Source organism: Paenibacillus sp. AN1007 (genome assembly GCF_040702995.1).
Classification (GTDB): Bacteria; Bacillota; Bacilli; order Paenibacillales; family Paenibacillaceae; genus Paenibacillus.
Genome location: NZ_CP159992.1, coordinates 3544019 through 3556934, shown reverse-complemented (window position 1 = coordinate 3556934; position 12916 = coordinate 3544019). Strand labels below are relative to the sequence as shown.

Here is a 12916-nt window from a genome sequence, read left to right as displayed (position 1 = left end):
AGGACTTGATCGCCCCGCCGTATACTTGAACCACAGGAGGCGCAACGGAGCTTCATCCTGAGGAAGAATTCAAGAGGAGTGAGGGAGAACACGTTATGAAGACACAACCCCAAGCGGGTAAGGGCGTACGAATATCGGAGATACCGGAAGGCACAATTCGAAAACGCAAGTCCGTGCTGCACAATCTTGGCAAATACAAGGTGCTTTACCTGATGTTTCTGCCAGGCATTCTGTTTCTGCTGGTAAACAATTATATGCCGATGTTCGGCGTTCTGATCGCATTCAAAAATGTAAACTACGCGGACGGAATATGGGGAAGCCCGTGGAGTGGGTGGGACAACTTTAAGTACCTGTTCTCCACCAGCGATGCATGGGAGATTACACGAAACACGCTTGCATACAACACCGTGTTTATTGCACTCAATCTGCTTGTCGGTGTGGGTCTCGCTATTCTGCTCAACGAAGTCAAAAACAAAGCGATGTCCAAACTGTATCAGTCGCTGATGCTCCTGCCTTATTTTTTATCGATGATCGTAGTTAGTTATCTTGTACTCGCTTTCCTCGGTAAGGATTCGGGATTTATGAACTCAACGATTCTGCAAATGTTCGGAGGTCAGCCAATTGACTGGTACTCTGAACCGAAGTATTGGCCGTACATCCTGCCGCTCGTGAATACATGGAAAAATATCGGTTATTATGCCGTCATTTATCTGGCCGCTGTTGTGGGCATTGACGAAGAGTACTATGAGGCAGCTGTGCTGGATGGTGCATCGAAGTGGCATCAGATTCGTTTTATTACGATTCCGTTTCTGATTCCGCTGATTGTCATTATGACACTGCTACAGATTGGTCGTATTTTCTATGCAGACTTCAGCTTGTTCTATCAGGTCCCGCTGGAATCAGGCGCGCTGTTCCCTGTAACCAACGTACTTGATACGTATGTATATCGAACATTCCTTATCGGTGGAGATATCGGGATGTCATCTGCAGCAGGTCTATACCAAGCGATTGTCGGCTTCGTACTGGTGCTGGTGTCCAATACCATCGTCAGACGGATTGACAAAGATAATGCATTATTTTGAGAGGAGGCAAGTCAGTTTTGAAAACACGTGACCCCTTAGCTGTATCCCGGCGTTCCGCTGGTGTTATTCACTTTATGTTTCTCTTCTACGCCATTGCCTGTATCGTGCCAATCATACTGGTCTTCGCCATCTCTTTCTCGGACGAGACAACCGTTATTGCGAATGGTTACAAGCTGATCCCGGAGAAATTCAGCCTCACGGCCTATGAATTCCTGTTCAAAGATATGGATCAGATCATTCACTCGTATGGAATCTCAATCATTGTTACTGTCGTAGGTACAATCACGAGTGTTGCGCTGACCGCGCTCTATGCCTATCCGCTTTCGCGGAGAGATTTGCCGTACCGCGGCTGGTTCGCTTTTTTCATCTTCTTCACGATGCTGTTTAACGGGGGACTTGTTCCCTGGTATCTGGTCTATGTCAACGTGCTGGATTTGAAAAACTCGATTTTTGCCCTTATATTACCACTGCTGTTATCACCGTTCTTCGTACTGGTCATGCGTACCTTCTTTGCCAACTCTATTCCGGTATCCATTCTGGAATCGGCACGCATTGATGGAGCAGGTGAGTTGAAAACGTTTTTGCGGATTGTATTACCGCTTTCGCTGCCTGTTATGGCAACCGTCGCCCTGTTTAGTACGCTGAACTATTGGAATGACTGGTATCTTAGTATGATTTTTATTTCCGATAACCGGACGATCAGCCTTCAGTACCTTATGTACCGGACGCTGCTCGATATTCAATATTTAACAACCAACTCCAACGTTTCTTCACAGATCTCGTCACAGGGCGGAATTCTTAATCTGCCGAACAAAACGCTGCAGATGGCGATGGCCGTCGTCGGTATAGGTCCAATCGTACTGGCATATCCATTCTTCCAGCGTTACTTCATCAAAGGTCTGACCGTAGGTGCTGTGAAGGGATAACCCAGCCGGTTAGGGAGCGGGGAAGGTCAACCCGAGGTAGACGAAAGGGCATATATAGAAATGCTTACCGTTTATTTGGAATTGGGGTTAAACGGTAAAGGGTCCATCATATGAACAGGAGGGGTTCAATTGGTTCAATCGTTAAAGGTATGGTCACGTATGACAGCGGCAGCCATGACATTAGCTCTGGTACTTGCTGGCTGTTCGTCCGACAAGGGGGGCACAGCATCGCCGGGGGCCGAAGGCAGTACACCGAATGCAGGCAATACTGAAAAACCTTACGAGGTTTCCTTATTCTACCCGGGCACACCTCAGAAGGATGTTGCACTTGTGGAAGCGGAGATTAACAAAAAGATGGAGCCCAAGATTGGAGCCACGATCAAAATCAATGCGGTGGACTGGGGCTCGGTGATGCCTCTGTACCGGGTGTGATCTCTAAGACAGCAGGTGAGACAACCGTGCTGAATGAAGTGGAAACACCGGAATTCAAAGAAGCGGCCGAGCTTGCGCGTAAATGGTATCAAGCAGGTTATATTAACAGTGATGCAGCAACATCCAACGTATTCCCGAAAGACCAGGCGAAAGCCGGAAAAGCCTTTATGTGGACCGATGGTATGAAGCCAGGTAAAGACAAGGAAGAAGAAGGGTATGTAGGACACCCACTCACGCAAATTGAGATGACCAGTCCAACGATTACAACAGGAGATGCATCGGGTGCAATGCTTGCGATCTCCCGTTCTTCTGAACAGCCAGAAAAAGCGATGCAGGTCATTAATCTGCTTCACTCTGACAAAGAGATCAACAATCTGCTGAACTTTGGTATTGAGGGTAAACACTATGTGAAGGTTGAAGGACAGGATAATATCATCAAACTGCCTGATGGTGTCGATGCCAACAGCCGTACCTACAATCCGGGTGCACAGTGGCAGCTCGGTAACCAGTTCCTGAACTATCTGTGGGATAACGAAGATCCGCAGAAATGGGAGAAGTTCAAAGAGTTTAATGCCAAAGGCGTGAAATCGCCTGCCCTTGGTTTCACCTTCAACAGCCAGTCGGTTAAAAATGAAATTGCGGCTGTAAATAACGTCAATAAACAGTTCAAGCCGGGGATGACCTCGGGTGCTGTTGACCCGAATGAAATGATTCCGAAATATCTGGAAAAATTAAAAGCAGCAGGCATCGATAAAATTATCGCGGCCAAACAGGAGCAGCTGGATGCATTCCTGGCGAAAAAATAACATGGACTGCATTCATTAGATCATAAAGGACGTTACCGTTAAAACGGTAACGTCTTTTTTTTGTGTTTGGATTGTAAATCAAAAATAGGAAAAATATGATATAATCAGGTGGCTGATTAGGAGGTGTTTGCGTGAGGAGAATCAGACTTGCATTCTCTGGGACTTTACTGCTGTTTGCGATCATCTTTACCTTTAAACATCATCTCGGTTTTTCAGTAGGCGATTCGCTGCTGTTATCCATTGGCATTTCGCCGTATACAACATCCTATTTAAGCGGTGTACATATCACGATCTACTTTGGACTTGGCATGCTGGCCTGTGGATATTACCTTACACGCAAGGAGATGATGCACAAGTTCCCGCTTATGGCAAGAACGTTATGGATTGCTGTTCTGATCATCATATTCAGTTATTCTTATATGACAGACAAGCTGATGTACGTGGTGAAATGGGGATCTACGGGCATGAGCAGTATATCTTATATGCAGAATGACAGCTCGTGTACTTACGATGTTTCATCGAATGGACAAGCACTGGCAACCTGTAAACTGACGCTGAAAAATTACAGCAGTTCGGCGGTCGCCGCCATGGTTAAGCCTGATTTGGCCGGAAGTTATCGTAAACAGGATGATCCGCTTTCTGCATCCTTACAGTCGGTTGAGCTGCAGGCGATACCGATCCGGATTGAACCCCGGAAGACATTCACAGGAAAACTTGAATTTTCCGGTATGGCAGCTTGTCCGCTGCAGGTTAGTGGGAATCTGAATGATATCGTACTTGATGTGGCGGTGGATGGAACCAATACCGTATTTGATTATGATATTCCATAGTAGGCGGATACAGACTTTAGATTCAAGTACATAGAGCAGTATCGTGAATCATCTGTAGGAAGAAACAATGAATGGTCAAATTGGTATATACGAACAGAGCCGGCTGCCCCCGGCTTTTTTCATGCGCAGAAGTTGAATTTAGTGCTGAAAACTTGCTATTATCTCCTTTTCCGCAGCGTTGATCACGCTTACGATAAATAGTGGGGAGTTCTGACTTTTTAAAGCATCTAAGTGGGCAGTGCAGCTCATGTTCAAGAAATAGATTGTATTTACAGCTGGCATGACTACAATTAATGTCACGACAAAATCTAGATGAAGCGAGATGAACTTCCATGTCATACCGGACAAATCTGTTTTCCAAAATGGTCATTTTAATTCTAATCATGCTGATTCCCGTAGTGCTCCTATACTGGTACTCTAATCATAAAACAACAGCTGTACTGCGGGCCGAGCTTAACCGTTCAAACAGTAATCAGCTTGAGTTCTTTCAAAACCAGGTCAATACCCATATCGAGCTGTTATCCTCATGGCCCAATCTGCTGATCCATGACCCCGATATTGCCAGCTTCCGGCGCATATTCGCGGAGAGCAGCTATTTCGATCTGGATGCGATCAATCTGGTCAAACGAATTCAGAATAAGCTGAGTATTCAAGAAAGCTCATCCAATTGGGAAACCAAGTTATATCTGTATTCCCCATCACTGGGCAGAGTGATCTCGGAACGGGATGCCCGCACGTATGACAAGCAGGCGTTAAAACAAAATATCATTTCAGGCTGGGATGTTCACAAAGTCAAGGATAGGCAGCAGGAACGTTTTATGTTCAGCTGGATTACGGTATCTCCGTATGGAATCGAGAACCCTGCCGAAAATGCGGAAACGATTATCAAGCTTGAGTTTGACAGTGATAATATCCGGGATATGCTGGATAAATTTAAAGGGGACGGCAGGCATGACCCGTTCTATTTTCGTGAAGAAACAGGTGTGATTTACAATCGGACATCAGACCATTCTTTGACAGATCAACTGATTAAAGAATTATCCAGCCGTAAATTGCAGGACGTAGAAAACCGCACGGTAAACATCGACGGAGAGCCATACATGGTCAATTCCGTGAAATCCAGTACAACCGGCTGGTATCTCGTAGATTACATGCCGCTGTCGGATATCCTGAAACCGATCCATCAGTCGAATATCCTGTTTTATTCAGCCATGATCTGTCTGCTGCTGATGAGCTGTGTTGCTGCGTATCTGTTATATGTGCAGGTTCAGGTGCCTGTAAAACAGTTGATTCGCGGTTTCCAGCGGTTGAAGCAGGAGGATTACTCGGTACGAATTCAGCCGAAAGGGCGCAATGAGTTCAGCTTCCTGTCCGAGCGCTTCAATTCCATGGTGGAAAAAATTCAGCAGTTGTTTGAGCACGTATATCTGGAGCAGATTCATGTTCGGGAAGCCCGGTTAAAGCAGCTGCAGTCACAGATTAACCCGCATTTCTTCTATAACTGTTTCTCGTTCATTACGAGTATGGCGAAGTTGAAGCGAGTGGATGCCGTTGTGGCTATGTCCCACAATCTGTCAAGGTACTACAGATATACAACAAGGCAGGAGCGGGATCTGGTTCCTTTATCCGAGGAGATCGAATTTGTAACCAACTATTTGGAGATTCAGCGAATGCGCATGGAGCGTATCCATTATACGCTTGATCTGCCAGAGGAGATGCTGCACATTGAAGTGCCGCCGCTGATCGTACAGCCTTTGGTTGAAAATGCGGTCATCCATGGAATCGAAGCGGACGCAGAAGCTGGGGAGATCAGAGTGTCCGGGGAGAAACGGGATGGACAAATGCTTCTGATTGTTGAAAATGATGGTCAAGGGATGACACAAGCGGCACGTGAAGCGCTGATGATCAAACTTACAGGTTCGATGGATCAGGAGATGGGCTGCGGATTGTGGAACGTGAATCAGAGACTTCAGCTGAAGTACGGGGAGAAGGGCGGCATTCACATTACCGAATCGGAACTGGGCGGAGTTCGTGTAGTTCTGTCGTGGCCGGTAGAAGAGGAGCGCTCTGCGGAACAAGAAAAGTAATCATATGTAAGTTCCTGTGTACATGCAGAATTTAATTTTACGAAGCGGAAATGGGGAGGGATTCAATTGATCGATATCCTGCTTGTTGATGATGAAACGTATGTAACGGAAAGCCTAGAGCTAACGATTCCTTGGGGGGAACTTGGAGTATCCACTGTACTGCGAGCTGCATCGGGTAAGGAAGCTCTGGCAATTATGGAGGAGAATGCGGTTGATATTGTTGTGACAGATATTCGTATGCCTGGAATGACAGGCCTTGATCTGATTGCCGAGGTGAATCGGCGCTGGCCGCACGTGCGATGTATTTTACTGACCGGGCACAGTGACTTTGATTATGCCAAAAAAGCGATTCAGCTGCATGCAGCGGATTATATTTTGAAGCCGGTTAACGATGATGAGTTTATGAGTTCCGTATCTGCGGCGATTACCTCCGTGCGTGATGAATGGGATGAGTTTGACAAGTATCATCGGCTCTTGTACAGCCGTAAGTCCGATTACAAAATTTTGCGGGAGATTCTGATGCATGATGTACTGCTTGGCCGGGAGATAACGCCTAAAGCTCTTCGGGAGCAGTTGAAGGAGTATGAGCTTCATATGGAACCTGAACGGCCAGCTGCGATGATGCTGATTCGTCTGGCGGGACGATTCTCGGGAATGGATCAGCAGTCACTGGATTTGATGGATTTTGCTGTGGGCAATATTGCAGAGGAAGTGCTCGGAGAGCATTACAATGTCTGGTTCGGCCGTGGACCACATGATTGTCTCGTTATGTTTCTGCAAAATCAGGAGCCAGCTGAAGGCTCCCGTATGGATCATGTCACTTTAAAAGGTGCTGCAGAGACATTCCGCGAGCATGTGGTCCGTTTTCTGCAAGGTGATCTGTCCATGGTGATTACACCTCCGTTTCCATTCAGCGACCTGACTACCGTGTATCGTAAAAGTCTGGGATCTCTTGTTCTATCTGGACCGGGCGAACACCAGATTCTATACATCGATATGGAGCAGACCCTCGGCAAACGCCCCGATAATGATGCTGCACGTGCACTTGAGGAGCTGTATAAACCACCTGTTTTACCTCAATTACTGGAGACCAAACAGTGGGATGCCGCGGCACTGAAGTTGAATACAGTCTTTGACGGGGTGGAGAAGGTATGTTTGTCCAGAGAGCATGCGTATGAAATGTACTTGTCAGTTACGAATGCTTTTATGTATATCGCTCACAAACAAGGACATCTGGTGCATGAGATTGATCATGCGGGTTTCGATCTGGTGCTGGCGCATCAGCTGATTCAATCTCCGGTGAAGCTGCGGCGCTGGGCGATGGACATGCTGGCGAAGCTGCAGGAGGAACAGTCGGATCAGGAGGGGGTACAAAGTCGCAGACATGTAATCAAACAGGTGCAGGAACTTGTAACCCGGGACACAGGGCAGGACCTTTCCGTAAAGATGATTGCAGACAAAGTTTATTTACATCCGGTGTATCTGTCTAAAATTTATAAAGCAGAGACCGGAGAAGGTCTGGGAGACTATATGATTCGCATGCGTATGGAGCGCGCACTGTATCTGCTCAAACATACCAATAAAAAAATATACGAGATTACGAGCGAACTGGGGTATCAAAATCCGCAATATTTTAGCAAAATGTTCAAAAAACATTATGGTATGACACCGAATGAATTCCGGGATCAGACATAAATGCAGCATGATTCGAGTATTTAGGTTGGTAAAGGTGCAGAAATCTTGATTTCGTATCATAGGCTGATGTGTCAGACAGGCCTATAATGAAAGGGTAACCAAAACGATTTAAGGGGGAACAACATGAGAGCGCAATCGACGAAAAAGAGATTCTTGTCGCTTCTCGCTACGACGCTCTGTCTGACCGTCGTTCTTGCAGGATGTTCAGGAGGTAGTGGGAGCAAAGAGGGTGCCGAACCAAGTGCATCCGGGTCCCAAAATGAATACAAGGAAAAGTATGATCCGGCAGTAACGATTACAACAGCATGGGGGATTGACCCGGAACTGAAATTTAAAAATGGCGAATCTATGGAAAATAACGTCGCTACCAAATGGGCGAAGGACAAATTCGGTATTGATATCAAATCCCTTTGGTCTGTTACCGATACAAACAGTGCATTTGCAACCAAAATTCGTTTGGCCATGTCCTCCGGTCAGGAAATGCCTGACATCGTTACGATTGGTCAACCAGACAATCTCGTAGCTCAAGACTTGATTGACTCTGGCATGTATCAGGAAGTAGGACCGTTGTTCGACAAATATGCTTCAGACACATGGAAAAAAGCGATGGAGCAGGATCCTGAAGTCTGGAATCAATACAGCCGTGACGGCAAAAGAATGGGTATTCCGGTACTGGATTACGCGTACAACAACGATTATTTGCTCTGGATTCGTCAGGACTGGCTGGACAAGCTGAATCTGAAAGCACCTAAAACCATTGACGAGCTCGAAGCCGTAATGGAAGCGTTCAAAAATAAAAATCCGGATGGATTGGCTCCAGACAAGGTCACACCACTCAGCATTGGTTTCAAGAAATCCATGAACACATGGATGGGAGATCCATCGTGGATCTTTGGCGCATATGGTGCCTTACCGCAGCAATGGAACGTAGGTGAAGACGGCAAGCTGGAGTATGGTTCCATCAATCCTGGTATGAAACAAGGTTTGAGCAAGCTGAATGAATGGCTGACCAAAGGTTATATTCCACAAGAAGCAGCACTGTGGGATGAAAACAAAACGGCTGAGCCAGCAGTTGCAGGTACAGCCGGCATTATTCCAGGTCCATACTGGATGAGCGGATGGCCGCTGAACGATACGGTGAAAAATGTCCCAGGTGCAGTTTGGAAACCGATTGAGATCCCGGGTGGCCCTGATGGTAAAGCGATGCGCCATGGTACAGCATTTGTCAATGGTGTTACTTTGATCAAGAAAGACATGGAACATCCAGAAGCATTCTTTACGTATCAAAACTATCTGTTTGATAATTATGCAGATCCGAAACCAGGAAGTGAATATGATAACGGTCTGTTTGAAGGCTATGACTATGAATTAGATGCAAACGGAAAACAAAAACGGTATGAAGACATTGAGGGCGGGTATGTCAACGTAGTACGTTATTTGCTTGTGCGTGATGGCGCCCGTATTCCGGACGCACAGATGAAAGCCTTGCTGAATCTGGCCAATGGCAAAGAGCCAGAAACCAAGCTGGAAAAAGATGTTGCCGCGAATTATGGTAAAGAGACACCTGCCGCAGCGAAAGTGCTGCTTGAACAGAAAGATATCTCTTTCAAAAACATGTTCACAGGTCCTACGACCAAAACGATGAAATCCAAGCTGGATTATCTCAACAAAATCGAGAACCAAACGTTTAATGAAATTATCTATGGCAAGAGTCCGGTCGATGCGTTTGATACATTTGTTCAAACATGGAAATCCGGCGGCGGCGATCAGATCACTCAGGAAGTGAACGAGTGGTATGACGGCGTGAAAAAATAATCGATTTACGCAAGTGAAAAGGGTAAAGCAAGAGAGACGCATAGACGATACAAGTCTGTGCGTTTTTTGTGTTTTCTAACGTTACAGAATGAAAAAAAAATGCAGTGAACAGCGGCTTGAATGCCCTGAGTGTGCCTCTTTCCAATGCATGTTCAAAGTAGTTGCTTTTGTGCCATTTATATTGCTTTTATGCGCTGTTTGGAGGTGCGGGAAGGTTGATATAATTTGCTTATAAGCCGCTCAGGGAGTACTTGAGTAGGAAGAATTACAGGGGGAGCAATCATGAGAACTTTAAAACGAACTTGGCCATTCCACGTAATGCTGTTGCCAGCCATCATTTTCCTGATTATTTTCAGTTATGTGCCTATGGGCGGAATCGTTATGGCATTCCAGGACTATAAACCATGGCTTGGCATCAGCGGCTCGGATTGGGTCGGGCTTGATAACTTTAGATATTTATTCGAACGTGAGGACAGCCTGCAGGTCATCTGGAACACCCTGATCATTGCTGTGCTCAAACTGATTTTTAATCTGTTCGTCCCGTTTGTGTTTGCGATCCTGCTCAATGAGGTTCGCAAGATGGCGATTCAGCGCACGATCCAGACACTGGTATATCTGCCTCACTTCTTGTCTTGGGTTATCTTGGGCGGAATTTTGCTTGATCTGCTCTCAACAGGAGGTCTGGTGAATCGGGTGCTCGGTACTTTTGGCCTTGGACCTTACTTCTTCCTTGGGGATAACAGCTTGTTCCGACAGACGATCATTGTGACGGATGTGTGGAAGGAATTCGGCTATAACATGATTGTTTTCCTGGCAGCTCTTGCTGGCATTAACCCGGCATTGTATGAAGCTGCAGAGATTGATGGAGCCAACCGCTGGAAGCAAACGCTTCATATTACGATTCCGTCGCTTGTACCTATGTTGATGGTTGTGGGAACGCTGGCTCTGGGTAACGTACTGAATGCCGGATTCGACCAGATTTTCAACTTGTACAACCCGCTCGTATATCAAACGGGAGACATCATTGATACATTCGTATATCGCTCGGCGCTGGAAAATGGAGAGATGGGCTTTGCAACCGCAATCGGATTATTCAAATCCGTCATCAGTATGGTCCTGATCCTCGTATCGTACAGCCTGGCCAAAAAATACGCCGGATACCGCATATTCTAACCGAATGAACAGAGAAGGAAGGGACTACGATGTATCATAAATCACCATCATACCGCATATTTAACGTCATCAATATCAGTTTTCTCATTCTGATTGCCATCATGTGTATTGTACCGATGATTCACGTCCTGGCTGTATCGTTCAGTAATAAAGCTGCAGCCGATGCCAATCTGGTCAGTCTCTGGCCGGTAGGTTTCTCCCTTGAAGCTTACAAAAAAACGATGAACAATCCGATCTTCTTGAACTCACTCTGGATTTCACTGCTGCGTACCGTCATTGGTACAGGCATTACGCTTCTTATTACTTTCCTGGCGGCATATCCGCTGTCCAAGGAAAACAGTGAATTCAAAGGCAGAACCGTGTATTCCTGGATTTTCGTATTCAGCATGATTTTCAACGGCGGTTTGGTTCCATTCTACATGGTCATTCAGAAGATCGGTCTGATGGATTCCTTCTGGGTGCTGGTACTTCCAGGTGCAGTCAACACGTTCCTGGTCATCCTGATGCTGAACTTCTTCCGCGGTATTCCGAAAGAGCTGGAGGAAGCGGCATTGATTGACGGAGCTAACCACTTCAGAACGCTGTTCAGCATTTTCCTGCCAATCTCCATGCCTTCCATTGCAACCATTGCACTGTTCAGCATGGTGTTCCACTGGAATTCCTGGTTTGACGGACTGCTGTATATGAACAATGCGAAGGATTATCCACTTGCAACGTTCATGCAGACGGTTATTATCAAACGTGACATGAGTACGATGGCGATGAATCCGCAGGAAGTGGCAACGATCTCGCAAACGACGGTACGTGCAGCCCAAATCTTTATCGGAAGTGCACCGATCCTCATTGTGTATCCATTCCTGCAGCGCTTCTTTGTAAAAGGTATGACACTGGGCTCAGTTAAAGGCTGAGCCTGAATCCCTAATAACTGGAGGCTGATATTTTTGAATCAATCAACCAAACAACCATTCATTCTTGGCATGGATGTTTCATTTATGGACGAGATTGAACAGCATGGGGGAACATATCGTGATGCAGACGGCAGGGAAGAAGATCTGCTCACCATTCTCAAACTGAATGATACCAACGCCATCCGTCTTCGCATCTGGAATGATCCTGTCGGCGGATACTGTAATCTGGAGCGCACCGTAGAAGTGGCGAAACGAATCAAGGCACAGGGATTGCAGTTCCTGCTCGATTTCCATTACTCTGACCGCTGGGCCGATCCGGCTAATCAGTGGAAACCAAAAGCTTGGGAGAATCTGTCCTATGAACAGCTCAAACTGGCCGTATGCACATATACCGCAGACGTACTTCGAACACTGAAAGAACACGATGCGCTGCCGGATATGGTTCAGGTCGGGAATGAGATTACACCAGGTATGTTATGGGACGAGGGTCGTGTCGGCGGTGAAGAGCATGATACGGACGAGCAGTGGCAGCGTTTTGCCGGACTTGTGAAGTATGGCATTGCGGCAGTCAAGTCGGTTGATCCTTCCATTCAGATTATGATTCATATTGATCGCGGCGGTGACAATGTCGAAAGTCGTAAATTTTATGATCGCTTTGAAGCGCTTGGCGTCGAGTTTGACGTGATTGGTCTTTCTTATTACCCTTGGTGGCATGGAACACTGGACGCCCTGCGTGACAATCTGAATGATCTGGCCAAACGCTACGGCAAACCGATCAATGTGGTGGAAACGGCATACCCATGGACGCTGGAGCAGCCCGAAGGTATCGAGTGGATTATGAATCAGGAGGATATGCTGCTGCCAGGATATCCTGCAACAGTGGAAGGACAGACGAAGTACCTGAAGGATATGCTGCAGATTATTCGTGAAGTTCCCGGCGATCTGGGACATGGTTTCTATTACTGGGAGCCTGCGTGGATTCCGAGTAAAGAAGAATGGTCTGTAGGACACCCGAATAACTGGGGTAACCTGACGATGTTTGATTTTAAAGGACGCAAGCTGGAGTCATTTAAAGCCTTAGCTTCCGTACAAGAGCTGGACAACAAGACATACGTATAAATAATGAATGAAACAAATAAATGGAATTCAACAGCAAGGGAGT

Annotated in this window: 11 protein-coding genes; all 11 read left to right on the top strand. The window is 46.4% G+C overall.

Going from position 1 to position 12916, the window contains the following annotated elements; all coding sequences use genetic code 11:
• Positions 1-95: 95 nt before the first annotated feature.
• The 11 genes from ABXS70_RS15705 to ABXS70_RS15655 all read left to right on the top strand — a co-directional run bounded on the left by ABXS70_RS15705 (position 96) and on the right by ABXS70_RS15655 (position 12873).
• Positions 96-1082, top strand: coding sequence for an ABC transporter permease subunit (locus tag ABXS70_RS15705; protein ID WP_342555362.1), 987 nt, complete (start codon positions 96-98; stop codon positions 1080-1082).
• A gap of 17 nt (positions 1083-1099) precedes the next feature.
• Positions 1100-2008 (top strand): carbohydrate ABC transporter permease, encoded by a 909-nt coding sequence (locus tag ABXS70_RS15700; protein WP_342555363.1) that lies wholly within the window; start codon positions 1100-1102, stop codon positions 2006-2008.
• A 129-nt stretch (positions 2009-2137) separates the two neighbouring features.
• Positions 2138-2440: a hypothetical protein gene (locus ABXS70_RS15695; RefSeq protein WP_366289041.1), complete on the top strand. Its 303-nt coding sequence runs from the start codon at positions 2138-2140 to the stop codon at positions 2438-2440.
• 26 nt (positions 2441-2466) lie between these two features.
• On the top strand, positions 2467-3246 hold the full coding sequence (locus tag ABXS70_RS15690; RefSeq protein ID WP_366289038.1) for an ABC transporter substrate-binding protein: 780 nt from the start codon (positions 2467-2469) through the stop codon (positions 3244-3246).
• 131 nt (positions 3247-3377) lie between these two features.
• On the top strand, positions 3378-4076 hold the full coding sequence (locus ABXS70_RS15685; RefSeq protein WP_342555365.1) for a hypothetical protein: 699 nt from the start codon (positions 3378-3380) through the stop codon (positions 4074-4076).
• Between the two features lie 332 nt (positions 4077-4408).
• The gene (locus ABXS70_RS15680; RefSeq protein WP_342555366.1) at positions 4409-6163 is read left to right on the top strand and encodes a histidine kinase; all 1755 of its coding nucleotides are present in this window, start codon (positions 4409-4411) and stop codon (positions 6161-6163) included.
• Between the two features lie 66 nt (positions 6164-6229).
• On the top strand, positions 6230-7858 hold the full coding sequence (locus ABXS70_RS15675; protein WP_366289034.1) for a response regulator: 1629 nt from the start codon (positions 6230-6232) through the stop codon (positions 7856-7858).
• Positions 7859-7981: 123 nt separating this feature from the next.
• Positions 7982-9673: an extracellular solute-binding protein gene (locus ABXS70_RS15670; RefSeq protein WP_342555368.1), complete on the top strand. Its 1692-nt coding sequence runs from the start codon at positions 7982-7984 to the stop codon at positions 9671-9673.
• A 282-nt stretch (positions 9674-9955) separates the two neighbouring features.
• A complete protein-coding gene (locus tag ABXS70_RS15665; RefSeq protein WP_342555369.1) occupies positions 9956-10846 on the top strand; it encodes an ABC transporter permease subunit in 891 nt (296 codons plus the stop codon).
• A gap of 29 nt (positions 10847-10875) precedes the next feature.
• On the top strand, positions 10876-11754 hold the full coding sequence (locus ABXS70_RS15660; protein ID WP_342555370.1) for a carbohydrate ABC transporter permease: 879 nt from the start codon (positions 10876-10878) through the stop codon (positions 11752-11754).
• 33 nt (positions 11755-11787) lie between these two features.
• The gene (locus ABXS70_RS15655) at positions 11788-12873 is read left to right on the top strand and encodes an arabinogalactan endo-1,4-beta-galactosidase (protein WP_342555371.1); all 1086 of its coding nucleotides are present in this window, start codon (positions 11788-11790) and stop codon (positions 12871-12873) included.
• Positions 12874-12916 lie beyond the last annotated feature (43 nt).